This is a genomic window from Agathobaculum butyriciproducens (genome assembly GCA_003096535.1).
Lineage (GTDB): Bacteria > Bacillota > Clostridia > Oscillospirales > Butyricicoccaceae > Agathobaculum > Agathobaculum butyriciproducens.
The window spans coordinates 248,347-274,622 of record QEKJ01000001.1 but is presented as its reverse complement, the minus strand read 5'-3'; the positions used below and the strand labels follow the sequence as shown (position 1 = coordinate 274,622).

Here is a 26,276-nt window from a genome sequence, read left to right as displayed (position 1 = left end):
TTGCAATTTACACGTTGCGTATTCGCTATGGCTATGCTATAATGATTACGCAACGTGTATTTTTTGCTTTTGTGGAGAAAAGACGGATGGATTGTAAAAACAGAATTATAAAGTTGCGTGAAAGCACAGGACTGAATCGGAAAGATTTTTGCAAGCTCGTCCATATTCCTTACCGGACTATGACTGAATGGGAATTGGACAACCGCCATGCACCGGATTATGTGCTGTGGCTTTTGGAGTATTATATCCGCAACGAGGGACTTATGGTAAAAGGAAGGAATGAGGGAGGTGGAGATTCTGAAAAAGAAACAACTTAAATGCTATCTTTATACAAGAGTGTCCACCTCGATGCAGGTTGACGGATACAGCTTGGATGCCCAGCGTGACAAGCTGCGGAAGTATGCGGCATACGAGGATATGATCGTTGCCGGGGAGTATTCTGACGAGGGCTTTTCCGGAAAGAACATTCAAGGGCGGCAGGAGTTTCAACGGATGCTGAATGACATCCAGGACGGCAAAGATGATGTTTCTTATGTGTTGGTCTTTAAGCTGTCCCGATTTGGCAGAAATGCAGCGGACGTTCTGAATTCTTTGCAACTCATGCAGGATTTCGGTGTCAATCTGATCTGCGTGGAGGATGGCATTGACAGCTCCAAGGATGCAGGAAAGCTGATGATCTCTGTGCTGTCTGCGGTGGCAGAGATTGAGCGAGAAAATATCCGCACACAGACAATGGCAGGACGTGAGCAAAAGGCTCGTGAGGGCAAATGGAACGGCGGTTTCGCTCCATATGGATACAAACTGGAAAATGGAAACCTTGTCATTGCAGAGGATGAAGTGGAAGTAATTCGTGTCATTTATGACCGCTACATTCACACTAATGAGGGTGTTGCAGGAGTTGCAAAATATCTGAACCGCAATGGTTATACTAAGAAACTAAGACAGAATAATACCATTCCGGGATTTTCAAGAGATTTTGTGAAAAATGTATTGTACAATCCTGTTTATATGGGAAAGATTGCTTACGGCAGACGAAGAACAGAAAAGAAACAGGGTACAAGAAACGAGATGCACGTGGTTGAGCAGTCGGAGTTCCCGGTTTATGAAGGACAACACGAAGCTATCATTTCCGAAGAGGATTGGTATCTGGCACAGGAAAAGCGCAAGATCAATTCTTTTAAGCGGGAAAAGGTTAACAATCCAGACCACGCACACATCCTGTCCGGTATCTTGAAATGCCCATGCTGCGGAAAGAGTATGTACGGCAATATCGCCAAGGCGCACAGCAAGGACAAGAAAACACGGTATTATTACTACTGCAAAAATACGGTAACACCTACCGGGCATGAGTGCAGTTTCCGTCTGAATATCGAGCAGACGGAAATCAACAAATTTGTGGCGAAGGTTATCTCCGCTATGGTCAACAATCCACGGTTTGTAGAAGCGATTCAGGCGAAAATCGGAACAGCAGTTGATACAGAAGATATGGAACGGCAGATTGCTGTCCTACAAGGGCGGCTAAAGCAAGCCTTTGGAACGAAAAGCCGCTTGGAGCGTCAGATGGATACCTTGGACATCAATGATGCCCACTATGACAGAAAGATTTTGGACTTGCAGCGCCGCTATGATGAGCAGTATGACACCATAGAGGAAATCGAAGTTCAGATTGGCGAATTGCAAAGTCAGATCCGCAGCATCCAGCAGGAGAAGATTTCCGGAGACAATATCTATCGCTTGTTGCTGGCATTTGATGAAGTCTACCATTCCGCAACGGAAGCGGAGCAGAAGGAGTTTATGAAGGCCTTTATCGAGCGAATTGAGATGTTCCCGGAGAAAAGGAAAGACGGAAGCTGGATAAAGAAGATCGTATTCAATTTTCCTGTGCCTGTTGATGGTGAGGAAGTGAAAGAACTTCCCTTGGAAACTGAAACAACTGTCGAGACGGTCTGCCTGCTGTCGAAGAAACCTTGAGTTTACGCGGGTTAACGGGCTTTTTTAGAGAATATGTACCTGGGTTCTGACAGAAAAATGCATATAAAATAAAGAAAGTTTTGATATCAATATATTCTGTAAGATTTCTAAGAAACGTCGGGATTTCGCGCAAGCGCCTTGGCAGCGTACCGGAATATCGTTTTTGCCCTGTTCGTTAAGCTCGCTCGTCTGGCGCTGCCGGTATTGCGGATACATGATTTGTCTTGTTTTCCGATGGCGGCGTTATGTTCCTCGTAATTCTCAATGTCATCCGTGCGCTGCGCGTGCACAATTGGCAGGATTGCTGTATAATAAGCATTGACAACTCCCGCTCATAGGAGAATAATAGTACACGAGTATAGAGCAAAACTGTCGACGGCATGAAGCCGCGAGGAGATATAGATATGACATTGGATAAACTGAAACCGCATGAAAGTGCGAAGATCACCGCAGTAGGCGGAAGCGGAGCCTTACGCCATCACCTGCTCGATATGGGACTGACGCCGCAGACCGAGGTTACGCTGCAGAAGGTCGCTCCGATGGGTGATCCGGTGCAGTTTGAGCTGCGCGGCTATGAATTGACCCTGCGCCTGGATGAAGCGCGGAAGATCGAAGTCGGCACGCCGTATCAGCGAACAAAAAAGCCTTCCGCCGGACAGGTACGCCACCGTCCTGCGGCGCACCCCGGCATGGGCGAGCTCAGGAAATCCAAGGACTACCACATTTATGAGCACGCCAAAGCCGCGGCTGCCGATAAAAAACTGACATTTGCGCTTGCCGGCAATCAGAACTGCGGCAAAACGACGCTGTTCAATCAGCTGACCGGTGCCAACCAGCATGTCGGCAATTTTCCCGGTGTTACGGTGGACCGCAAGGACGGCACGATCCGCAGCCATCCGGAGGCAACCGTTACCGACCTGCCCGGCATCTATTCGCTGTCGCCGTATTCCAGCGAGGAGATCGTAACCCGCAGCTTTCTGCTGGACAACAAGCCGGACGGTATCATCAATATTGTAGACGCGACCAACATTGAGCGAAACCTCTACCTGACCATGCAGATGATGGAGCTGGGCATTCCGATGGTGCTGGCGCTGAATATGATGGACGAGGTCCGTGCGAACGGCGGCACCGTCCATGTAAATGAGCTTGAGCAGGCGCTCGGCATTCCGGTAGTGCCGATTTCGGCCGCAAAGAACGAGGGCATTGATGAGCTGATCGACCACGCGATCCACATCGCCCGCTATCAGGAAACACCCAGAGGCATCGACTTCTGCCAGGACAGCAGCGACAAGAACGATCCGGTTGCCGCTGTTCACCGATGCATCCATGCAACCGCCCTGATGATCGAGCCGAATGCCAAACGAGCCGGTCTGCCGGTGCGATTTGCCGCCACCAAGCTGATCGAAAAGGACCCGCTCATCGAAAAGGCGCTCGCGCTGTCCGATGACAATCGCTCCGCTTTTGACCAGATCGTATCCGTAATGGAGAAGGATTCTGGTCTGGACCGCGAAGCGGCGCTGGCAAACATGCGGTTCAGCTTTCTGGAAAACCTGTGCAGCACAACAGTCGTCCGCCCGCACGAGAGCAAAGAGCATAAACGCAGTATGGCGATCGACCGCTTTTTGACCGGCAAATACACCGCTATCCCTTGCTTTGCCGGTATCATGGGTTTGATCTTCATCATGACCTTCAGCTGGATCGGCGCATGGCTGTCCGACGGCATGACCGTTCTGGTCGATGCCTGCATTTCGTGGATAGATGCCGGGTTATCCGCCCTGCAGATCAACCCCGTTGTTCACTCGCTCGTTGTAGACGGTATCGCAAACGGCGTTGGCAGCGTACTCAGCTTCCTGCCGACCATTGTAACGCTGTTCTTCTTCCTCTCGATTCTGGAGGACACCGGCTATATGGCGCGTGTGGCCTTTATCATGGACCGGCCGCTTCGCAAGCTGGGACTGTCCGGCCGCAGCTTTGTGCCGATGCTGGTCGGCTTCGGCTGCTCGGTTCCGGCCATCATGGCTACCCGCACACTGTCCAGTGAGCGTGACCGCCGCATGACGATTTTACTTACTCCGTTTATGAGCTGCTCGGCCAAGTTGCCCATCTACACCATGATGATCAGCGCCTTTTTCCCCAGGCGGTATCGTGCGCTTGCCATGATTGGCCTGTATCTGTTCGGCATTCTCTGCGGCATCCTGTATGCGATCATTTTGAAGGTCTCCTGCTTCAAGGGTGAACCGGTTCCGTTCGTTATGGAGCTGCCGAATTACCGTCTGCCCAGTGCCAAAAGTGTTGTGCACCTTATCTGGGAAAAGGCAAAGGGCTTTATCCAGAAGGCATTTACCATCATCTTTGCTGCTTCTATCGTAATCTGGTTCCTGCAGACCTTCGATGCACGCTTTAATGTGGTGTCTATGCCGGAAAGCAGCCTGCTGGCTGTGCTGGGCAGCATTTTTGCACCGCTGTTCGCACCGCTCGGCTTTGCGGACTGGCGCGTGTCCACCGCCCTGATTACCGGCTTTACCGCAAAGGAAAGCGTTGTATCCACGCTGACGCTGCTGCTCGGCGGCGAGGTATCCAGCATCAGCACCCTGTTTACGCCGTTTACCGCGGTCGTATTTCTGGTATTCGTGCTGCTCTACACCCCTTGTGTTGCGGCAATTGCCACCGTAAAGCGTGAGATGGGCAGCACACGGGCTGCCATCACGACTGCGCTGACCCAATGCGTGATTGCATGGCTCATTGCCTTTGCCGTCCGCTGTGTCGGTCTTGCATTTGGTCTGGCATAAGGAGGCACGGTATATGAATCTCCCTACTATTTTGATTCTGGCATTGATCGGCATCGCGCTGTTTGCCGCGCTCCGTTCGATGAAAAAGCATCCGTCCGGCTGTTCCGGACACTGCTCCGGCTGTCCCGTGCAATGCAAAAGTGAAAAACACAAATAAAACAGCAGCCTGTCCGTTCCAAGAGCGGACAGGCTGCTGTTTATCGGTTTCTGAAAAAAAGAGGGCAGGCATTTCTGCCTGCCCTCTGAATAGTCTCAATTACTTGTTGAAGTAACGCTTCAGCAGGCCCTCGAAAGCCTTGCCGTGGCGAGCCTCGTCGCGTGCCATCTCATGTACGGTGTCATGGATAGCATCGAGGTTCAGAGCCTTAGCGCGCTTTGCCAGATCAAACTTGCCGGCGGTTGCGCCGTTCTCAGCGTCTACACGCATCTGCAGGTTCTTCTCGGTGGAGTCGGTTACAACCTCGCCAAGCAGCTCTGCGAACTTAGCAGCGTGCTCTGCTTCCTCGAATGCAGCCTTCTCCCAGTACAGGCCGATTTCCGGATAGCCCTCGCGGTGTGCAACGCGAGCCATTGCCAGATACATACCAACCTCGGAGCACTCGCCCTCAAAGTTAGCACGCAGGTCAGCCATGATGTCCTCCGGAGCACCCTGTGCAACGCCTACAACGTGCTCAGCTGCCCAGGTCTTTTCACCGGCCTGCTCCTTAAACTTCTCTGCCGGTGCGTGGCAGATCGGGCACTCTGCCGGAGCTGCTTCGCCTTCATATACATAACCACATACGGAACAAACAAACTTTTTCATGATTTTTTCCTCCTGTATCGTTGAACAAATTTATTTTTGAGGGGGCAGGAAACGATCCATTGTTATCGAACAAAGCTGATCGCGCAGAGATCGATTGATCTCCGAGAACACGCGATGAAAATCACATTCCTTCTGGGTGCCCATGTGTGTGCACTGGAACTCATTTGCAAGGCAGTGATTGATAGCGATCGGACCATCAATGCATTCGATGATCGCGCCGAGACTGATCTCCGATGGGGAGTGGTTCAGCTCATAGCCGCCGGCAACGCCCTTGTAGGATTTTGTAATACCGGACTGCGTCAGCTTGCGGAGAATTTTAAGTGCAAACCGGAGTGTTACGCCGGTTACCTCGGAAATATCCTTCGCGCACTGCTTTTCGCCTGCAAGTGCCAGACAATAGGTCACACGAATTGCATAATCCGCTTCATGTGTGATTCTCAAATCGTTCCTTCCTTTCTCTCCTTGGAACAACTTTAGTATAACCGTGTTGTGCCAAAATGTCAATAGGTTTTTATAAAAATAAATAATATTTTTTATTTGATAATAGTTATCAATAAGCAACTTGATCTTCGACTCGAATTAAGGCAATACCGCCGCGGCAGCGCGACCGGAGCCTGCGCAAGGAGCCGCAGCTTTAATTGTGCGGTGTTGCCTTAACTATACCAGATAAGGACAGTATACCATGGCGGGAGACTTTTGTCTATCGGTTTAGGAATGGAGAGGTGAGGATGGAAAATGAACGTGGAGATTCAGCATTCGTCATTTATTCATTTGTATTGTGTGATACGGTGGGGAAATGTGTTTTGAATCTCTGTACCGATTTCGTTTTGTGCGCTTGTACTGTATAATAGGTAATGCAAAATGCAAGTACGAAAAATTTGCCTTTCACAAAACCATTTGCCGCACCGAACCGTCTAATAGATGAAAGCAGCAGACGGGAAGCGCTTTTTGCGAAACCTGTCTGCGCTGTCCGGACGCTTTCGGAAAGGAGAACCCGCTTATGATGGATAGAGAGCAATTTACCTCCGCGGTGCTGGCAGCCGAGCCTACGCTGTACCGGGTTGCGAAAACCATGCTCCGCAGTGAGCATGACTGTGCAGACGCGGCGCAGCAGGCAATCCTGCGGGCCTGGGAGCAGCTGGATTCGCTGCGCAGCACGCGGTATTTCAAAACGTGGCTGGTCCGCATACTCATCAACGAGTGCAGCACGATATTGCGCCGTCAGCAGCGGCTTGCGTCGTATGACGCGGCTGCTGCAGAGGCGATACCGGCGCCTGCGGCTGATGATTACAGCGACCTGTATGCCGCCATCACCGCACTGGAGGAAAAGCTGCGCCTGCCGGTGGAGCTGTACTACTTAGAGGGCTTTAAGACCCGTGAGATTGCCGGAATGCTCGGCATACCGGAAAACACAGTCAAGACCCGTCTCCGAGCGGCAAGAGAGCATTTGCGCAAGGACTTGAAAGGAGCGTGCTTCGCATGATGAACCATAATGATTTCCCGAAAATGACCGAAGAATTTGACCGCAGTGTCCGCAGAGCGCTGGACAGCCTGCCCGAGCGAGAAAGCAAGCCGGTACGCCGTTTCTCAGCGAAGAAAATCGTCTGCGCCGGACTGGCTGCCGCGCTGTGCATCGGCGGAACTGCATTTGCCGCGAATGCCCAGAGCTGGTTTCCGCTGCTGTTTCCGAATGGCGGAGACGCGAATCTCGAAGGGTATGTACAGACGGCGGACAACGCCAGGCTGACCGACGAGAACGAGCATTACCGTCTGTCGGTGGAGTCCGTGCTGTTTGACGAGAGTGCGGGTACGGGTGTGATCAGTCTGCACCTTGCAAACAAAAAGCAGGACGGTGTAAAGCCGTTCACGCTGGCGCACCTGCTCGACAGCTATCGGAACAAGCCCGACATCACATGGTCCACGCTGTCCTCGTGCTATGCCGAGGAGGGACAGCTTGATTTCGAGGTCATGTACGGCGACAGCGGCTTCTGCGGCAGTGAATTTTATCTCGATACCGTGCGTTCGACCGACAACGACTACTATTTCGAGGGCGCATTTGCGATTTCGAGCGATTACAGGCAGGGAGAGCCGCTCCGTCTGGAGGCGCTCGAGCCGGGTAAAACGACCGTGCGTGCGGACGGAGCGGGTACCGCAAAGACGGTTCTGGCGGTCGATCTGCCGGAATTTCAGCAGATGCCGTACCTGACGAGCGAAAACGGCGATGTAACGCTGTCGCAGATCGGCATCCGCATCCGCAATGCGGATATGCACTGCACGGTGGATGAGGTCGATAAGCTGAGCGTGCAGCTGAGGGACGGCTCGGAGTACGTTATTCTGGACGAAAACGCGGATGTTGACCGTACTCTGTATACCTACGGCTTCAATTCCACCGAGGACACCGACCGCATCGACACCGAGATTGCCGTGCTCGCGCGTGCGTTTGATCTGGATAATGTGCAGTCCGTTACCATCAACGGCGAGGTATATCCGCTCTCGTGATAAACGGCAGGATAGAGCAACAAAACAGACCGCAAATGCGGTCTGTTTTTGCGTTTATGCGGTGAAAAGCTGCGCCCAGTATGCGGTTCCGTTCACAACGGTACAGCCGACGCCGATCGAGGTGAAGCTGTTGCTGAGAATATTCGCGCGGTGGCCGGACGAGCTCATCCACGACTGGACAACAGCCTCCGGCGTGCTCTGACCATAGGCGATGTTTTCACCGGCACGCGCGTAGGAAACGCCGGCCTCGGTCAGCGCGGTAAAGCAGGATGCGCCGCTCGGACGTGTGTGCGAAAAGCTGGTTTGCAGTTCTCCGGCGCGGGTCTGCGCCGCCTGCTGCACCGTGGTGCTGACGGTCAGTGCGGGCAGTCCCTGCCTGGCACGCTCGGCGTTTACCAGCGAGACCACCTGCGCGGCGTAGCTGCTGTTCGCGGCGGTGCTTTGTGAGGGCTTGCTCGCAGAAGGACGGCTGACCGTCTGCGTGTAATTCGGGCGCACGACGAACGAGAAACGGTTCTGCTGCAGATATGCGGCTTCTGCAGCATTGGTGGATGCGATGGCAAGCGCAAGTGCCAGCGGCACGAGTCTCTTGAACTTCATAGGTAGATACCTCCTTGGATTTTGCGGGAAACTCCCATGCACCGTATGATAGCGGGTTTTGTAACCGTTTTGCAATGGAAATCCAAGGAGAAACTGCCGAAGCACGGAAAAAACCGACCGAAACAGGGAAAACTCGGTCGGTTTGGTGAATTTTATCCAAGCTTTTCGATGTCGTACAGGCTGTTCAGCACGAGCCACAGCTGCGGAAAATACCGCATAATATTCCAGATGCTGACGCCTGCCAGCTGATATTCTCCGGCAAGCGCCAGCTTGGCGCGGACAGAACGCGCGTCCTCGAACCAGACCTCGTGCTCGGCACGGTCACGCCAGTAGTTGTAGTGCGGAGACTGCGCCGTGGCATCATAGCGAATCGGCGCACCGACCTGAATCGCCTGCTCGACGGCCTGCACGTTGCCCAGACTGCGGGCGCGCGACTGTCCCTGCACATAGGGCAGCGTCCAGTCGTAGCCGTAGTTCGGGATGCCCATGAACAGCTTATCCGGCGGCACCTGCGACACGGCAAACCGCACGACCTGCTCTACCTTGTTAATCGGCGCGACCGCCATCGGAGCGGACAACGCGTAACCCCATTCATAGGTCATCAGCAGGGCACGGTCCGCCGCAGAGCCGAGCGCGGCATAGTCGTGCGCCTCATACAGAAGACCTTGCTGCGCGGCGGAGGTTTTAGGCGCGAGTGCCGCGAAGACCGTGTATCCGGCAGGCGAGAGCCGCTCGCGGACCGAGCGGACAAACGCGGCATATGCGTCCGCGTCCTCCGGCGGCACATACTCGAAATCAATGTCCACACCGGCGAAGCCCTGCATGGCCAGTACCTGTGCCAGATTTTCAATCAGCGCCGCGCGAGCCGTCGGGGTGTTCAGCAGCCGGTGGGCGCGTTCGCCGGAGAACTGCCCGTCCTCGCCGAGTGTTGTCAGCACGAGCAAAGGCTTCACCTGATACTGCCGCGCCATGCGCACGAGCAGCTCGGCAGAGAATGGTAAAATGCGTCCTGCGTTGTCAAAACCGACGGAAAATACGGATAAGTACGTCAGATAGGGCAGTGTGCGGCGCAGAACGCGCAGGTCGATGCTCGGATAGGCGTAGCCGTTCACCGCAAAGCGTCCCAGCTTGTTTCCATAGCTGAGTACAAGCATCTGACCCGGCTGAATGCGGTCGGTGCCGCCAAGCTGCGGATTGTTCTGCCACAGCCGCATCACGGTTGTGCCGTTCTGCGCGGCAATGCTGCCAAGCGTGTCGCCGCGGCGGACGATGTACGTCTTTTCCGGCTGCGGAACAACGATGGTCTGCCCGGGCGTAAGCCGGTACGGCTCGTGCAGCTCGTTCTGCTGGATGAGGAACGGCAGGGGAACACTGTGCAGCTGTGCAATGCGGTACAGCGAATCGCCCGGCTGAACAACATGGATCACCATAGAAAAACCACCTTTCTCCTGCATTTTATGCAGGGGAAAGGTGGTTTTGTGAATGGAGAATTAGGGTATCGCGCAAGGATAGCGACATTTTCCATTCTCCATTTTCAATTATAACAGAATTGCCGAGCCAATCGACACGATAAGTGCCGTCAGCAGACCGGCAACGCCGATTGCCAGACCGGAAATTGCGCCTTCGGTCTCACCCAGCTCAATGGCACGCGAGGTACCGACCGCATGGGAGGCCGTGCCGATGGACAGACCCATCTGCACCGGATTGCGTACGCCGATGCACTTGAGGAAGGTCGGCAGGATGATCGCGCCGATGATGCCGGTGATGACAACCGCAATCGCGGTGATGGAGGTTACGCCGCCGAGCATTTCGGCTACCGCGACCGCAATCGGAGTTGTTACCGATTTCGGCACGAGAGAAAGTGTCGTGCTTTCGCTCAGACCGAACAGATGGCTGAAGAGCAGCACGCTGCCGATGGATACCATCGAGCCGACGAACGCGCCGAGCAGGATGGGCAGCAGGTTTTTCAGCAGTACATCCAGCTTGCGGTAAATCGGGATCGCAAGCGCTACCGTTGCCGGTGTCAGAAAGAACGAGATCAGCTTGCCGGATTCCTCATAGGTCTGATAGGGGGTGCCGGTTGCGATCAGCAGCGCACCGACCAGAATCGAGGCAATCAGCAGCGGATTGCAGACCGCAGAACCGGTTTTCTTTTGAATCTCTACGCCAAGCGCATAAAAACCGATGGAAACCAGCAGCCAGAACTGCGAGGAGGAGAGAAGATCAGTCATGGTCGAACGCCTCCTCGGTTTCACGGTGCTGCAGACGGAACACGATATGTACGGTCAGTGCGGTAGCAGCGGCAGTACACAGCGTGGTCAGCAGGCAGACGGCAAGGATGGCGAGTGCTTCGCTTTTGATGTCGTTCCAGATTTCCAGCACGCCCAGCATGGCGGGCAGAAAGAAAAATGCCATGTTCTGCAGCAGAAAATCCGCTACGCTCTCTACATGGTGCAGACGAACCGCACCGAAGATGAGCAAGGCGAGCAGCAAGGTCAGACCGAGCACGTTGCCGGGCAGCAGACCGCGGAGTAAAAGGGAGAGCAGTGAGCCGCCGACACAGCAGGCAAGCAGCACACCGAGTTGCTTCATGTGTTTCAAGGTTTTTGCGCTTCTTTCTCGTTTGCGTAGTTTTTGGTCATTGCGGTGAGCAATGTTTGATAGACGGCCTCGGCGTTTTCCTTAAAGGTACGCTCGAGCATGGCAGCCTGTCCGTGACTGACGACGTTCATTTCCACCGCGAACACCTGCTCCATTTCCATGCGGACGGTCAGGTCGTTCGGACCGTGCTCGGTGACGGCGGTGTGGATGCCGGCGTCGCGCCGGATCTGGCGGACGACACGCAGCGCAGAGCGCTGTGCGGCTTCGCGGACCGGATAGGGAAGCTGCTTCTCGAAAATGCGGGTAGCCTCGCGTCCCTTTTCGGTGATGGCGTACAGGGTTTCTCCTTCGTCGGGTATCTCCTCGATGTGCCCGGTCGGGACCATCTCGTAGAAAGCCTCGCTCAGCTCGAAGTAGCCAAAGCCTTCGTCACACCAGGTCGTTAAGTCCACAATGGTGCTGAAGCTGACCGGAAATGGCAGCAGATCCATGGCGAACAGGACCAGAAACTTGATATCCTCTTTGGTATGGATAAAACCGTAGCGAACCATATGCGCGATGCCTCCTTCTCTTCCCCGGCAGGGCGAAACGCCGTTTTCGTCAGTGCTTTTCATAGTATACTACTCGGCAAGGCAAAATGCAATCGGCTGAAATGACAAAGAATATTATATAGAACGGCAAGAATTATACTGTAAAAAAATCAGCAGATACAAGGCGAACAAATGTGCGGTTTTTTGATAATCTCCTATTGAACATAAAAAATGAATGCGGTATACTTATATCGAGATTATGTCGAAACGAGGAAAAAATCATGCCGGAAGTTGTTCTGCGTCCTGCAGAGGAAGAAGATATTGCCGAGATGCTTGCGCTGTATGCGCCGTATGTTATTCAAACCACTGTGTCGAGCGAGTACGATGCTCCTTCGATAGAGGAGTTTACCCGCCGGTGGCGCACCTATACCCAAAAGCTGCCGTGGCTGGTCTGCCGCATTGACGGCGAGGTCGTCGGCTATGGCTATGCTGCGCCGCACCGTACCCGCGCTGCCTATCAGTGGTCGGTCGAAACGTCCATCTACGTTGCACAGGAGCAGCACCGCCACGGTATCGCCGGTGCGATTTACGCCGCGCTGTTTGAACTGCTGGCGATGCAGGGATACTATAATATCTACGTCGGCATCACTTCACCGAATGAGCGGTCGATGAAGTTCCATAAAGCCATGGGCTTTATCATCTCGGGCGCATATCAGGAGAGCATGTATAAATTCGGTCAGTGGCGCGATGTCCTCTGGATGGGAAAGAGCCTGCGTCCGCATGACGGCGCACCGCAGCCGACCGTTCCGTTCCCGGAGATTAAGGACAGTCCGCTGGTAACCAGAGCGCTCAATCAGGCGGTGGAGAAGATTCATTTTTAATGGAGAATTGAGAATGGATAATGGAGAATTCAGGCAACACCGCGAAGCGGCGTATTAAACAATCGCGCAGAGCGCGATACTGCTTTCAATCTTCAATTCTCCGATTCTCCATTCTCAATTTTGTACAGGGGGAGGAAATACAGATGCCGGATAACCCGCATATGGGTCATCGCCAGCGCATGCTGGACAAATTCCGCCGGTTCGGACTGGAGATCTTCAGCGACCACGAGGTGCTGGAGATGCTGCTGTATTTTGCGGTGCGGCAGGGCGACACCAACCCGACAGCACACCGGCTGATGCAGCGGTTTGGTTCACTGCATGCGGTGCTCGAGGCAACCGAGGACGAGCTACAGACGGTCGAAGGCGTCGGTCCGCGCTCGGCGGAGCTGCTGCACCTGTGCTTTGCCCTGTTTCACCGTTATCAGGCGGATGTGGCGAAAATGGAGCAGTTTACCGATAAACTGAACACCTATGACCGCATCGGCGCATATTTCGTGCCGCAGCTGTGCGCCGAGCGGGAGGAAGTGCTGCTGGCCGCCTATGTGGATGGCGCGGGGCGTGTGCTCAAGTGCGAGGAGATCGCACGCGGCGGACATGCGCGGGTGCAGGTGGACAGCTACAAGATTGCCCGCGGTGCCTTGATGGCCGGTGCGGCAGGCGTTGCGCTGGCGCATAATCATCCGAACGGCACGCCGACACCTTCGCAGGAGGATTTTGATATGACTGACCGTCTGCAGCGCACGCTCTCCGAACTGGGGTTGGAGCTGGTCGATCACTGCGTTGTGGCACGCAGCAATTTCACATCTATCGGTCGATTAAGAAGCGGCAGCCTAAGAAAACGGTACTGATTTGTAAACGGTCGAAGTAATAGAAAATTGAGAATGGAGAATTGAGAATTAAGGAACCGTGCATAGCACGGAATTTGATACGCCGCTGTGCGGCGCACATTCATTCTCCATTTTCCATTCTCCATTCTCAATTACTGCACACGCTAAAAGCAAAGAGGGAGGTCTATTTCCTTGCCTGATTTCAAGATACACAGCCCCTACCAAATGGCAGGCGATCAGCCGGAGGCGGTAGCCAAACTGGTGGAGGGCATCAACAACGGTCTGACCGAGCAGACGCTGATGGGCGTTACCGGCTCGGGCAAGACGTTCACCATGGCGAACATCATCGAGCAGACCCAGCGCCCGACGCTGGTGCTCGCGCACAATAAAACGCTGGCCGCACAGCTCTGCACCGAGCTGCGCGAATTTTTTCCCGAGAATGCGGTAGAATATTTCGTATCCTACTACGATTATTACCAGCCGGAGGCGTATATCGCCTCGACCGACACCTATATTGAGAAGGATTCCGCCATCAATGATGAAATCGACCGCCTGCGCCACTCGGCGACCTCGGCGCTGAGCGAGAGACGCGATGTGATCATTGTGTCGTCCGTGTCGTGCATTTACTCACTCGGCGACCCGATCGACTACAAAAGCATGGTCATTTCCATCCGTCCGGGCATGGAGATGAGCCGCGAGGAGCTCATCCGTCGACTGATAGACATTCAGTATGAGCGCAACGACATTGCGTTCGAGCGCAACCGCTTCCGCGTGCGCGGTGACACGGTGGAAATCTGGCCGGTATACTCGGATGAGGATGTTGTCCGTATCGAGTTTTTCGGTGATGAGGTGGACCGCATCAGCCGTATTAACCCGCTGACCGGCGTTTCTCTCGGTGAACTGGGGCATATTGCTGTTTTTCCGGCGAGCCACTATGTCACGCCCAAGGAAAAGCTGGAGGAAGCCATCAAGGATTTGGAGGAAGAACTGGAACAGCGCGTAAAATACTTCGAGGAAAACGGCAAGCTGATCGAGGCACAGCGCATCGCGCAGCGCACCCGCTACGACATTGAAATGCTGCAGGAGATCGGTTTCTGCTCGGGCGTCGAGAACTATTCGCGCGTGCTGTCGCGGCGTGCGCCGGGAAGTGCGCCGTACACGCTCATCGACTATTTCCCGAAGGATTTTCTGCTTATCGTGGACGAGAGCCACGTCACGCTCCCGCAGGTACGCGCCATGTATCACGGCGACCGCGCCCGCAAGGAAAGTCTGGTCGAGAACGGCTTCCGCCTGCCGAGTGCCTATGACAACCGTCCGCTCAATTTTGACGAGTTCAACGACCGCCTGAACCAGATTGTGTATGTTTCCGCAACACCTGCCGAGTACGAGCTGTCGCGCTCGGGTCAGGTGGTCGAACAGGTCATCCGCCCGACCGGTCTGCTTGATCCGGAGGTCGTTGTCCGTCCGGTTGATGGGCAGATCGACGATCTCATTGGAGAAATCAACGCCCGCACAGCCAAGGGAGAACGGGTTCTGGTCACCACGCTCACCAAGAAAATGGCCGAGGATTTGACCGATTACCTTGAGACCGCAGGCATCAAGGTGCGCTACATGCACCACGATGTTAAGACCATCGAGCGGCAGGAGCTGGTGCGCGATCTGCGTCTCGGCGTGTACGATGTGCTGGTTGGCATCAACCTGCTGCGTGAGGGCCTCGACATTCCCGAGGTGTCGCTCGTTGCTATTCTCGATGCGGACAAGGAGGGATTTCTCCGGTCGGAGACCTCGCTCATCCAGACCATCGGCCGCGCCGCACGAAATGAGCACGGCATGGTCGTGCTGTACGCGGACAGCATCACGCCCTCGATGAAGCGCGCGATGGACGAGACCGAGCGCCGTCGTGCGCTGCAGGATGCGTTTAATAAGGCACACGGAATTATCCCCAGGTCTGTGCATAAAAAGGTGCAGGATGTTATCGAGATCACCTCGAATGTGCCCTCGAGCAGCAAGAAAAAGCTGCGCAGCAAGGGCGAAAAACAGCAGGAGATCGCCCGCCTGACTCGCCAGATGAAGGAGGCTGCGAAGATGCTCGAGTTTGAGATCGCAGCACAGCTCCGTGATCAGATTAAGGCGCTTGAAAATGGATAATGGAGAATTGAAAATGGAAAATGTCGCTATTCTTGCGCGAGTTCCGTCCGCGCTGCGACGAGGTGCGCCGCTTTGCGGCGATAATTCTCAATTCTCAATTCTCAATTACTCAACCCGTTATGCGTAACAATAAAGGAAAATAAAAATGCAGGAATACATTCACGTTAAAGGTGCGCGAGAGCACAACCTGAAAAACATCGACATCAAGATTCCGCGCGACAAGCTGGTGGTGTTCACCGGTCTGTCCGGCTCGGGCAAATCGTCGCTGGCGTTCGACACCATCTACGCCGAGGGTCAGCGCCGCTACGTTGAATCGCTGTCCAGCTACGCGCGGCAGTTCCTCGGCCAGATGGACAAGCCGGATGTGGACTATATTGACGGTCTGTCGCCCGCCATCTCCATCGACCAGAAGACCACCTCACAGAACCCGCGTTCAACAGTCGGCACGGTCACCGAGATCTACGACTATATGCGCCTGCTGTGGGCGCGCATCGGCACGCCGCACTGTCCGAAATGCGGCAAGGAGATTCACCAGCAGACCATCGACCAGATCATCGACCGGCTGATGGCGCTCGAGGAAAAAACGCGCGTGCAGCTGCTCGCGCCGGTCATCCGCGGCAAAAAGGGCGAGCACGTTAAGGTGTTCGAGAACGCCCGCAAGCAGGGCTATGTCCGCGTGCGCGTGGACGGCGAGATTCACGACCTGTCCGAAGAATTTAAGCTGGCAAAGACGAAAAAGCACAACATCGAGATCGTTGTTGACCGTGTTGTCATCCGTCCGGATGCCCGCGGGCGCATCACGGATTCGGTGGAGACCGCCTCGGCGCTGTCCGGCGGCCTTGTCATCGCGGATGTTATCGGCGGTGAACCGCTCACGTTCTCGCAGAACTATGCCTGCGACGACTGCGGCATTTCCATCGAAGAGCTTACCCCGAGAATGTTCTCATTCAACAACCCGTATGGCGCGTGCCCGGTGTGCACCGGTCTGGGCATCCAGAAGCGCGTTGACCCGGACCGCGTCATTCCGAACCGCCACCTTTCCATCAAGCAGGGCGCTATCCGCGCGCCCGGCTGGGGGAGTGCCGACACGGGCAGCATCGCGGCGATGTACTACAACGCACTCGGCAAAAAGCACGGCTTTACGCTGGAAACGCCCATCGAGGAGTTCTCCGAGCAGGCACTCGACGAGCTGCTGTACGGCACCGGAGATGAGCCGCTCGAGCTGTCGGTCAGCCGCATTTCGGGCGGCGTGATGCGCCAGCCGTTCGAGGGCATCATCCCGAACCTTGAACGCCGCTACCGCGAGACCAACAGCGAGTGGTCGCGCGGCGAGATTGAAGAAGTGATGAGCGAAAGTCCGTGTCCGGCGTGCCACGGCCGCCGTCTGCGCCCGGAGGTGCTGGCGGTCACGCTCGGCGGACTGAATATTGCGGAGTTTGCGGAAAAGTCGGTCGTCAAGGCGGTGGAGTTCCTCCACACGCTCAAGCTGACCGAAATGCAGCACAAGATCGGTGACAGAGTAATCAAGGAGATTATGGACCGTCTCGGCTTTTTGCAGTCGGTCGGATTGGAATATCTGACGCTCTCGCGTTCGTCCGGTACACTGTCCGGCGGCGAGAGCCAGCGCATCCGGCTGGCAACGCAGATTGGCTCATCGCTGATGGGCGTGCTGTATATCCTCGACGAGCCGTCCATCGGTCTGCACCAGCGCGACAACGACAAGCTGCTTGCGACCCTGGGGCGGCTGCGTGACCTCGGCAACACGCTCATCGTGGTCGAGCACGACGAGGACACCATGTTTGCAGCTGACCACATTGTGGATATCGGTCCGGGCGCGGGACGCAACGGCGGCGAGGTCGTGTTCGAGGGCACGATAGACGAGCTGCTCAAAAGCGACAAATCCATCACCGGACAGTACCTTTCGGGCAAAAAATTCATTCCGGTGCCCGAAATCCGGCGCAAAGGCAACGGCAAGAGCATCACGGTCAAGGGCTGTGCGGTGAACAACCTCAAGCACACGGACTTTACTATCCCGCTCGGCACGCTGACCTGTGTCACGGGTGTTTCTGGTTCGGGCAAGTCCTCGTTCGTCAACGAAATCCTGTACAAAAAGCTGGCAGCGGAGCTGAACGGCGCGAAGACTCGTGCCGGTGCGCACGACGAATTCATCGGCATCGAGAATCTGGATAAGGTCATCGACATTGACCAGTCGCCCATCGGGCGCACACCGCGCTCCAACCCGGCAACCTACACGGGGGTGTTCAACGACATCCGCGATCTGTTCGCCAAAACGGCGGATGCCAAGGCGCGCGGCTACGGCCCGAGCCGTTTCTCGTTCAATGTCAAGGGCGGCCGCTGCGAGGCGTGTGCGGGTGACGGCCTGCTCAAGATCGAGATGCACTTCCTGCCGGATGTCTATGTGCCGTGCGACGTGTGCAAGGGCCGCCGCTACAACAAGGAAACGCTCGAGGTGCGCTACAAGGGCAAGAATATCTATGAAGTGCTGGATATGACAGTAGATGAAGCATGTGAGTTCTTCGCCAACGTGCCCAAGATCGCACGCCGATTGGAGACTATGCGCGAGGTCGGTCTCGGCTATGTTAAGCTGGGTCAGTCCTCCACGACGCTGTCCGGCGGTGAGGCGCAGCGCGCCAAGCTGGCTACCGAGCTGTCCAAACGCTCGACCGGCAAGACCATCTATATTCTCGATGAGCCGACCACCGGTCTGCATGTCGCAGATGTCCACAGGCTTGTGGATGTTCTGCAGAAGCTGGTGGACGCAGGCAACACGGTCGTTGTCATCGAGCATAATCTGGACGTTATCAAGACCGCTGACTATATCCTCGACCTTGGCCCGGAGGGCGGCGATGGCGGCGGCCGACTGGTCGTCTGCGGCACGCCGGAGGAGGTTGCACAGTGCAAGGGTTCGTATACCGGACAGTATCTCGGACCGATCCTCGCACGCAAAAACGGCGGAAAACGGGATAAATAAAGTCGAAATGTGTAATAAAACAGGTGTTTCTTAGCGAGACACCTGTTTTTTCCGTATTTGATAAAAATGTTGTGATTTTGGGCGTGTTTTGGTATAATAGTGATAATATAAAATCGGAGTTACCATACGCAGGCGCCGGAAGGCGTGCTGCTGCCGTGACTCAGGAAGGGATCGTTCAATATGAGAGCAAAGCGATGGGTGATCGCCTCGCCGGACACCGAGCGGGTGCGGGTGCTGTCGCGGGAGACCGGCTATACACCGCTGACGGCGGCGGTGCTGTCGGCGCGCGGCATCGACACACCACAGGCTGCGGCGGATTACCTGAGCTGCGATGTGCGCGGACTGCATGATCCGTTCGGTCTGACCGATATGGATAAGGCAGTCGAGGTCGTCCGCGAGGTAATAGATCGCGGAGAGAAAATGGTGGTCTACGGTGATTACGACGTAGACGGCATCACGGCAACGTGCACACTGGTGGATTATCTGCGCAGCAAGGGCGCAAAATGTGAATATTACATTCCCAACCGTCTGACGGACGGCTACGGTCTGACTCGTCCGGCGATGGAGCAGCTGTATGAGCAGGGCACGCGCCTGCTCATCACGGTGGACTCGGGCATTACAGCCAACGAGGAGATTGCCGTCGCACGCGAGCTCGGCATGCAGGTCGTCATTACCGATCACCACGAGTGCCACGAAAACCTGCCGGACGCGCAGGCGGTCGTGGACTGCAAGCGGACGGACGATACCTATCCGTTTTCCAGCCTGGCGGGTGTCGGTGTGGCATTCAAGCTGATCTGCGCGCTCGAGGGCGACACGCTTTCCATGCTCGACCGGTACGCCGACCTTGTAGCGCTCGGCACGGTGGCCGATGTTATGCCGATTGTCGGTGAAAACCGCATTATTGTGGCGGAAGGGCTGAAAAAGCTGTCCGTGACGGCGAATATCGGTCTGGAAATGCTGCTGCGGGAGGCCGGTATGAAGAACCGGCGCCTGACCTCCTCGACCATCAGCTATGTGCTTGCGCCGCGCATCAACGCGGCGGGCCGCATGGGCAAGGCCGAGCTGGCAGCAGAGCTGTTCCTGACGAAGGATCCGGTACGGGCACAGGCGCTTGCCGCTGAGCTTTGCGAGCAAAACAAGCTGCGCCAGAACGAGGAGAACAAGATACTCGAGCAGACGCTCACGCGTTTGCGCCGGGAATACAACCCGCTTGAGGATAAGATCATCGTGCTGGCCGGAGAGGGCTGGCATCAGGGCGTTATCGGCATCGTGTGCTCGCGGCTGTGCGACCGCTACGGCTGTCCGGTCGTGCTCATCTCGGTGGACGAGGACGGCGTAGGTAAGGGCTCCGGCCGCTCGATCGGCAGCTTCAATCTGTTTGAGGCGCTCACCTCGTGCGAGGATTTGTTCGAGCGCTACGGCGGTCATGCGCTTGCCGCAGGACTGACCGTGCAGGCGGACAGGATCGAAGAACTCCGCACGCGCCTGCGCAAGTACGCGGAAACGCATGTCACCATGGCGGAGCTCGTTCCGCAGCTGCACATCGACTGCATGGTGCAGTCGGAGTGGCTGACGCAGGAGAACATCGAATCCCTGAGCGTACTCGAGCCATACGGCATGAAAAATGCGGAGCCTGTGTTCTGCATGAAGAACATGACCGTTGAGGAGATTACGCCGCTGTCCAGCGACCGGCATGTTCGTCTGTCGCTCATCAAGGACGGCAAGCGGTTTTCCGCGATCTGGTTCGGCATCGGTGCGGGCGGTCTCGGCTTTGTTGAGGGCAACACCGTGGATGCCGCCTTTCATCTGGAGATCAACGAATTTCGAGGCCGCCGCTCGGTGCAGCTGACCATCTGCGATGTGCAGCTGAGTGACTGTGAGCATCTGGCGGATCAGAAGATTCTCAATCTGTATAATACACTCATGCAGGACGGCCCGCTCACCGCAAGGGAAGCGCGTCTGCTCCTGCCCGACCGCAAGGATCTGGTCGCTGTCTGGCGGCATGTGACCTGCCGCGCGGAGGACGGACGGCTTTCCGTACCGGACGGGGCGCTTTCCCGCCGGGTTGCGTGGGAAAGCCGACGCGACATTAACATCGGCAAGCTGTTTGTCTGTCTGGACGTTTTTCAGGAGTCCGGACTCATCAGCTATCATTTCAAGGAAGGCATGCTCAACATTTTGCTCAAACCCTACGAGGGCAAGGCCGATATTTCCGGATCGGTTGTCCTTGCCACATTGCAAAGCATGGCGGGGTGACACGAATGGGGGAAGGATCTATGCAAACGAAACTGGATTTTTTGATCGAACGCGTACAAAAACAAAACCCGCAGGCGAATATCAAGAAGATTCGCGCGGCATACGAATGTGCGGCCAAGGCACATGAGGGACAGAAGCGCCGCAACGGTGAGCCGTATATCATTCATCCGGTCGCTGTCGCCGAGATCGTTGTGGAGATGGGGCTGGATACGGATTCCATCTGTGCAGCTCTGCTGCATGACTGCATTGAGGACACCGAGTTCGGCTACAAGGAGATCGAAAACAAATTCGGCACGCCGGTCGCGGAGCTGGTGGACGGCGTAACCCGACTAGGCATGCTGCGCTACTCCAAGGAGCAGGAGCAGTTCGAGGACCTGCGCAAGATGTTCCTCGCCATGGCGAAGGATATCCGCGTTATCCTGATCAAGCTGGCCGACCGACTGCACAATGCCCGTACCTTCCAGTTCCTGCCCGAGCGCAAGCAGCGCGACAAGGCGCTGGAAACCATGGAGATTTACGCGCCGATCGCGCACCGTCTCGGCATGAGCCGCATCAAGTGGGAGCTTGAGGATCTGTCGCTGAAGGTTCTCGACCCCATCGGCTACAACGAGATTGTGGAAGGCTTAAAGGCCCAGAGTGAGCAGCACGAGGAATTCCTGCAGGGCATTCAGGACCGCATCAGCACCAAGCTGAAGGAAGCGAACATCCACAACGCGATTTCGGCCCGCGTTAAGCATATTTACTCGATCTACCGCAAAATGTATGCCCAGCACAAGACCATCAACGAGATCTATGATATCTGCGCCGTGCGCGTTATTGTCGATACCGTGGCGGACTGCTACAACGTGCTCGGCTACGTCCACGACCTGTACAAGCCGATTCCGGGCCGCTTCAAGGACTATATCTCCACACCGAAGCCGAACGGCTATCAGTCGCTGCATACGACGGTCATCGGCCGAGCGGGCATCCCGTTTGAGGTGCAGATTCGTACCGTAGAGATGCATAAAATGGCGGAATACGGTGTAGCGGCGCACTGGAAGTACAAGCAGGGTCTGGATAAGAAGGGCAACGAGGAAGCGTTCGCGTGGATTCGCCAGCTGCTTGAAGCCCAGCAGGACACCGAGGCCGAGGACTTTATCAAAAACATCAAGGTTGACCTGTTCGCGGACGAGGTATTTGTCTTTACGCCCAAGGGCGATGTGGTCAATATGCCGGCAGGTGCAACGCCGATCGACCTTGCGTATGCGATTCACTCGGCAGTCGGCAACCGCATGACCGGCTGCAAGCTGAACGGCCGTATCGCACCGATCGACAGCCAGCTGAAAAACGGCGATATCGTTGAGATCCTGACCTCCAAGGAGGCACACGGTCCGAGCCGTGACTGGGTGAAGATCGTCAAGACCACCGAGGCGCGCAATAAGATCAAGCAGTGGTTCAAGAAGGAATGCCGCGAGGAAAATATCGTCAACGGCAAGGAGGATCTCGACCGCGAGCTGCGTGCCAACCTACTGTATAACGGCTTCTATGAGAACGAAGAGGTGCAGAAGAACACGCTCAACAAGTTCTCGTTCAACACGGTCGATGAGCTGTACGCGGCCATCGGCTACGGCGGCATTATGCTGACCAAGGTCATCAATAAGGTTAAGGACGATGTCGGCAAGCTGCGCCGCCAGCGCGAGCAGGCCGAGCGTGCCGCACATCCGCAGAATGAGCAGCAGCAGCGTCGCCAGAATAAATCCAGCGACGGCGTTGTTGTCGAAGGCATTGATAACTGTCTGGTCAAGTTTGCCCGCTGCTGTACGCCGATTCCGGGCGATGAGATCGTCGGCTTTGTCACCCGCGGCTATGGTGTTTCCATCCATCGCCGCGACTGCGTGAATGTCCATATCGAGGAAGAACCCGACCGCTGGGTCCGTGCCTGGTGGGATGAGGATATGGCGGCCAATGCCGGTCATGTCAATAAGTTCTCCACCGGTCTGCAGATTTCCACGCGCAACCGTATCGGCGTGCTGAGTGACGTTACGCTGGCGTTTGCCTCGAGTAAGATCAACGTTCATGAGATTTCCGCACGCGATTTGAATGACGGCTACGGTGTTATCAACGCCATGGTTGACGTCACGAGTGTCCATCAGCTGGATAATATGATCAGCCGCCTGCGTTCCATCAAGGGCGTTGTCGATGTGACCAGAACGGTGGATACCAACTGAGAATAGGTAGGAGTGAGGAGGTAGGAGATAGGAGTTATTCGATAGGTGTAATTCGCAGGTGCCGTCCATGATAATGCGCAAACGAGTTGCGCGACACGGGTATGTCGCGCCTGCGTTGATGAAAACGCCTGTGTAGCAGTACGCTATCTGATGCTGCGAATATGTCGAGTAATGGGAGCACACTGTGCTCCCCTACGGAAGAAAAACTCCTCTGCCGTTCCTTTATAGTCTCAGTTCTCTAATTTTAGCCGTGCTTTCTTAGGAAAGGGAAGATTCACAAGAGGGTGGAAACCTTGGTGTCTACCCTCTTGTGCGCACCGCCGCGCAGGCGAGTTCGTTTCGCTTCTCAAGCGCGGATTTCACGAAATAGAACCATTTAACAAATCAAATTCATTACGAAATGAGGAAATAACTATGCGGGCGCTGGTACAGCGAGTCTCCCACGCGTCGGTGACGATCGACGGCAGGATTCACGGACAGATCGGACAGGGGTTCCTTGTCCTGCTCGGCATCACAGACGGTGATACCGTGGACGATGCAGTCTATCTGGCCGATAAAACGGTTAAAATGCGTGTATTCACGGACGAAAACGACAAAATGAACCGCTCGCTCGCGGATGTCGGCGGCGGCTTGCTCATCGTGTCGCAGTTCACGCTCTACGGTGACTGCCGCAAGGGCAACCGCCCGAGCTTCACGAACGCTGCTCGTCCGGAGACCGCCATCCCGCTGTATGAAGCATTCATTGCGCGCTGCCGCGAGAGCGGCCTGCCGGTCGAGACCGGCGAGTTCGGCGCGGATATGAAGGTCGATCTATTGAATGACGGCCCGGTAACGCTGTGGATGGACACCAAGGACATGCGGCATTGACAAGATAAACCTGTTCCGTAGGGCGGGGCACTCCAGAGTGGCTTCTCTTGCCTATCGGCAATTCACCTTCTGCCCTCACCCTGCGAAATAAAACAATTTACACTGACTTACCACGGCGGGCTGAGGGCAGCCCGCCCTACGAAGAAGGCTTAAATGCCGAAGAAAGGGTATAACTGATGAAGTTAATGCAGCTCTGTGTGGGCATGGTCCGCACGAATTGTTATATTGTATATGACGAAGCAACCCGCGAAGCCGCGGTGATCGATCCGGGCGACAATGCCAAGTCGATTTTGCACGCGGTAAACGAGGAACAGCTGAATGTCAGGTATGTGCTGCTGACGCACGCGCATTTTGACCACATTCTGGCGGCGCACGAGGTACTCGAAGCCACCGGCGCACAGTATGTTGTGCCGGAGAAGGACACCTGGCTGCTGAGCCGGGACAACATGGGTCAGTTCCGCGGACTGGCACGCAATTATGTGCAGGATACGCCGGATATTCTGGCGAATGAGGGCACCGAGGTGACGTTCGGCGGCATGACCGCGACCTACATGGCAACGCCCGGTCACACGCCCGGCTCGTCCGTCATCAGGATCGGTGACTGCCTGTTCACCGGCGATACGCTGTTCCGTCACGAGTGCGGCCGCTGCGACCTTGAGGGCGGCGATTTCTCTGCCATGCTGCGCTCTTTGAAGCGTCTGCATGACCTTGACGGCGATTACAAGGTATTCCCCGGTCACGAAGGCATTTCTACGCTGAACGAGGAACGCGCATACAATCCATATATGCTGCAGGCGATGGGAAAATGATCTATACACTGGAAAATCACGAACTGAAACACGCGGTAGAGGAAATGCTGTTTCATCTGCTGCCGACCGAAACGCTGAGCAGGGCGGACACCGCCGAGCAGCTCACCGAGCCGTACTGCCGCAGCATTTTGAGCGAGGAGAACGGCGAAGCTGCCGCACGTGCGATCGTCTGCATGGACGGCGCAGTGTATGAGGCGGAAAAGCGCGCGTCCGTTACCGGACTGGAAACGCTGGACTACAAGCGCACCATCACCGAACTGGTGAAAACGACCGTGTACGACGCGGTCGTGCCGTTCCTGCCGCAGGCTCCGGTCTGGGGCAGCCTGACCGGCGTGCGTCCGGCCAAGCTGGCGCGCGGCATGATCGAGCGCGGCATGACGCGCGGCGAGGCGGCGGTCGAGCTGCGCGAGCACTTTCACGTTTCGCCCGAGCGCACGGCGCTGACGATTCGTGCAGCCGCAACTGCGATGGAGATGGACAAGACCATCGGTGAAAACGATATTTCGCTGTACGTCGGTATTCCGTTCTGTCCGTCGAGGTGCTATTACTGCTCGTTCGTATCGGCAACCACGGCGCAGTCCGGTAAACTCATCGAGCCGTATCTGGACACGCTCTGCCGCGAGATCGAGGAGACAGCCGCGCTTGTCCGCGCAGCGGGCAAGCAGGTGCAGAGCGTCTACATTGGCGGCGGCACACCGACCACGCTGGACGAACATCAGCTGGCACGGCTGCTGTCGGCGCTCGAAAATCACTTTGATTTTTCGCATTTGCGCGAATATACTGTAGAAGCGGGCCGTCCGGATACCATCACACCGGAAAAGCTGCGCGTGCTCAAAAGCGCGGGCGTTGGCCGCGTGAGCATCAACCCGCAGAGCATGAATGACGCCGTTCTGGCCGCAATCGGCAGAAAACACGGCTCAGCAGACGTGCTCCGCGCGTTTGACGAGGCGCGGCAGGCGGGCTTTGACGAGATCAACATGGATCTCATTGCGGGTCTGACCGGAGACACTGCCGAGACTTTTGCACAGACTGTGGATACTTTGCTGAATCTTTCGCCGGAGAATATCACGGTGCATACGCTCGCCATCAAGCGCGGCGCTGATCTGACCGATAAGGCGGCTGCCGCCGCACAGCGCGAGACCGTTTCTCAAATGCTGGATGGAGCATCGCACGCGCTGCAGAACGCAGGCTACGGTCCGTATTATCTTTACCGGCAGAAATTTATGGCAGGCGGCTTTGAGAACGTCGGCTGGTGCAAGCCGGGCACCGAATGCTTCTACAACGTGAGCATGATGGAGGAGCTGCAGACCATTCTGTCGCTCGGTGCGGGCGGTGTTTCCAAGCGCGTCGTGCGCGAGACCGGCTGGATCGAGCGCGCGAACAATCCGAAATATCCGCTTGAGTACATTCAGGCGGCGGACAGACTGGCCAACGGCAAGAAAAAGCTGCTGTTCCCCAAGAAATGATCAGGATAGGGAAATGAGTGAGTAATTCCGT

23 protein-coding genes are annotated in these 26,276 nt (G+C 55.8%); 15 read left to right on the top strand and 8 right to left on the bottom strand.

All coding sequences use genetic code 11. The features are described 5' to 3' along the window. Positions 1–14 precede the first annotated feature (14 nt). The 4 genes from C7386_RS01280 to C7386_RS01265 all read left to right on the top strand — a co-directional run bounded on the left by C7386_RS01280 (position 15) and on the right by C7386_RS01265 (position 4,917). Complete coding sequence (locus C7386_RS01280) at positions 15–317, top strand: helix-turn-helix domain-containing protein (RefSeq protein WP_437124087.1); 303 nt, start codon at positions 15–17, stop codon at positions 315–317. Further along, the gene (locus tag C7386_RS01275) at positions 289–1,971 is read left to right on the top strand and encodes a recombinase family protein (protein ID WP_437124086.1); all 1,683 of its coding nucleotides are present in this window, start codon (positions 289–291) and stop codon (positions 1,969–1,971) included. Before C7386_RS01280 ends, C7386_RS01275 begins: the two co-directional genes overlap by 29 nt. 404 nt (positions 1,972–2,375) lie before the next feature. Beyond that, complete coding sequence (gene feoB / locus C7386_RS01270) at positions 2,376–4,760, top strand: ferrous iron transport protein B (RefSeq protein ID WP_116704690.1); 2,385 nt, start codon at positions 2,376–2,378, stop codon at positions 4,758–4,760. A 13-nt stretch (positions 4,761–4,773) separates the two neighbouring features. Next, positions 4,774–4,917 carry a FeoB-associated Cys-rich membrane protein gene (locus C7386_RS01265; protein ID WP_116704689.1) on the top strand — a complete coding sequence of 48 codons (144 nt, stop codon included), beginning with the start codon at positions 4,774–4,776 and terminating at the stop codon, positions 4,915–4,917. 99 nt (positions 4,918–5,016) lie between these two features. Here the strand turns inward: C7386_RS01265 and C7386_RS01260 are convergent, their stop codons facing one another. Further along, complete coding sequence (locus tag C7386_RS01260; protein ID WP_110435265.1) at positions 5,017–5,562, bottom strand: NADH peroxidase; 546 nt, start codon at positions 5,560–5,562, stop codon at positions 5,017–5,019. A gap of 30 nt (positions 5,563–5,592) precedes the next feature. Further along, on the bottom strand, positions 5,593–6,003 hold the full coding sequence (locus C7386_RS01255; RefSeq protein WP_110435264.1) for an RrF2 family transcriptional regulator: 411 nt from the start codon (positions 6,001–6,003) through the stop codon (positions 5,593–5,595). Between the two features lie 559 nt (positions 6,004–6,562). Between C7386_RS01255 and C7386_RS01250 the strand changes: the two genes are divergently transcribed. Together C7386_RS01250 and C7386_RS01245 are read left to right on the top strand one after the other, a co-directional pair. Beyond that, positions 6,563–7,045, top strand: coding sequence for an RNA polymerase sigma factor (locus C7386_RS01250; protein WP_227600892.1), 483 nt, complete (start codon positions 6,563–6,565; stop codon positions 7,043–7,045). After that, positions 7,042–8,061: a DUF4179 domain-containing protein gene (locus C7386_RS01245; protein ID WP_116704688.1), complete on the top strand. Its 1,020-nt coding sequence runs from the start codon at positions 7,042–7,044 to the stop codon at positions 8,059–8,061. Before C7386_RS01250 ends, C7386_RS01245 begins: the two co-directional genes overlap by 4 nt. A gap of 54 nt (positions 8,062–8,115) precedes the next feature. Here C7386_RS01245 and C7386_RS01240 read toward each other — a convergent pair whose 3' ends face one another. The 5 genes from C7386_RS01240 to C7386_RS01220 all read right to left on the bottom strand — a co-directional run bounded on the left by C7386_RS01240 (position 8,116) and on the right by C7386_RS01220 (position 11,813). After that, positions 8,116–8,661, bottom strand: a complete 546-nt coding sequence (locus tag C7386_RS01240; RefSeq protein WP_116704687.1) for a CAP domain-containing protein — start codon at positions 8,659–8,661, stop codon at positions 8,116–8,118. Positions 8,662–8,813: 152 nt separating this feature from the next. Next, on the bottom strand, positions 8,814–10,091 hold the full coding sequence (locus C7386_RS01235; RefSeq protein ID WP_116704686.1) for a glycosyl hydrolase family 18 protein: 1,278 nt from the start codon (positions 10,089–10,091) through the stop codon (positions 8,814–8,816). 108 nt (positions 10,092–10,199) lie between these two features. Then, a complete protein-coding gene (locus tag C7386_RS01230; protein ID WP_110435260.1) occupies positions 10,200–10,892 on the bottom strand; it encodes an LrgB family protein in 693 nt (230 codons plus the stop codon). Continuing rightward, positions 10,885–11,253, bottom strand: a complete 369-nt coding sequence (locus C7386_RS01225; RefSeq protein ID WP_147357269.1) for a CidA/LrgA family protein — start codon at positions 11,251–11,253, stop codon at positions 10,885–10,887. The genes C7386_RS01230 and C7386_RS01225 overlap by 8 nt, the downstream gene beginning before the upstream one ends. Before the next feature lie 5 nt (positions 11,254–11,258). Further along, complete coding sequence (locus C7386_RS01220; RefSeq protein WP_158557284.1) at positions 11,259–11,813, bottom strand: DUF4364 family protein; 555 nt, start codon at positions 11,811–11,813, stop codon at positions 11,259–11,261. 260 nt (positions 11,814–12,073) lie between these two features. Here C7386_RS01220 and C7386_RS01215 point away from each other — a divergent pair, with 260 nt between their 5' ends. Then, the gene (locus tag C7386_RS01215; RefSeq protein ID WP_110435257.1) at positions 12,074–12,673 is read left to right on the top strand and encodes a GNAT family N-acetyltransferase; all 600 of its coding nucleotides are present in this window, start codon (positions 12,074–12,076) and stop codon (positions 12,671–12,673) included. A gap of 114 nt (positions 12,674–12,787) precedes the next feature. Here C7386_RS01215 and C7386_RS13950 read toward each other — a convergent pair whose 3' ends face one another. Continuing rightward, positions 12,788–12,865: a hypothetical protein gene (locus tag C7386_RS13950; protein ID WP_418127334.1), complete on the bottom strand. Its 78-nt coding sequence runs from the start codon at positions 12,863–12,865 to the stop codon at positions 12,788–12,790. On the opposite strand from C7386_RS13950, the gene C7386_RS01210 reads away from it, so the two are divergent. The 8 genes from C7386_RS01210 to hemZ all read left to right on the top strand — a co-directional run bounded on the left by C7386_RS01210 (position 12,835) and on the right by hemZ (position 26,245). Next, a complete protein-coding gene (locus C7386_RS01210) occupies positions 12,835–13,521 on the top strand; it encodes a JAB domain-containing protein (RefSeq protein WP_437124090.1) in 687 nt (228 codons plus the stop codon). The genes C7386_RS13950 and C7386_RS01210 overlap by 31 nt on opposite strands. A gap of 204 nt (positions 13,522–13,725) precedes the next feature. Then, positions 13,726–15,648 carry an excinuclease ABC subunit UvrB gene (uvrB, locus tag C7386_RS01205; RefSeq protein ID WP_242994852.1) on the top strand — a complete coding sequence of 641 codons (1,923 nt, stop codon included), beginning with the start codon at positions 13,726–13,728 and terminating at the stop codon, positions 15,646–15,648. Positions 15,649–15,793: 145 nt separating this feature from the next. Then, a complete protein-coding gene (uvrA, locus tag C7386_RS01200; RefSeq protein ID WP_116704685.1) occupies positions 15,794–18,640 on the top strand; it encodes an excinuclease ABC subunit UvrA in 2,847 nt (948 codons plus the stop codon). Between the two features lie 180 nt (positions 18,641–18,820). Beyond that, positions 18,821–20,896: a single-stranded-DNA-specific exonuclease RecJ gene (recJ, locus tag C7386_RS01195; RefSeq protein WP_116704684.1), complete on the top strand. Its 2,076-nt coding sequence runs from the start codon at positions 18,821–18,823 to the stop codon at positions 20,894–20,896. A gap of 20 nt (positions 20,897–20,916) precedes the next feature. Then, the gene (locus tag C7386_RS01190) at positions 20,917–23,103 is read left to right on the top strand and encodes a RelA/SpoT family protein (protein WP_110435252.1); all 2,187 of its coding nucleotides are present in this window, start codon (positions 20,917–20,919) and stop codon (positions 23,101–23,103) included. A 414-nt stretch (positions 23,104–23,517) separates the two neighbouring features. Then, positions 23,518–23,970, top strand: coding sequence for a D-aminoacyl-tRNA deacylase (gene dtd, locus C7386_RS01185; protein ID WP_110435251.1), 453 nt, complete (start codon positions 23,518–23,520; stop codon positions 23,968–23,970). Positions 23,971–24,146: 176 nt separating this feature from the next. Beyond that, positions 24,147–24,779 (top strand): MBL fold metallo-hydrolase, encoded by a 633-nt coding sequence (locus C7386_RS01180; protein WP_110435250.1) that lies wholly within the window; start codon positions 24,147–24,149, stop codon positions 24,777–24,779. Beyond that, on the top strand, positions 24,776–26,245 hold the full coding sequence (hemZ, locus tag C7386_RS01175; RefSeq protein WP_116704683.1) for a coproporphyrinogen dehydrogenase HemZ: 1,470 nt from the start codon (positions 24,776–24,778) through the stop codon (positions 26,243–26,245). Before C7386_RS01180 ends, hemZ begins: the two co-directional genes overlap by 4 nt. Positions 26,246–26,276 lie beyond the last annotated feature (31 nt).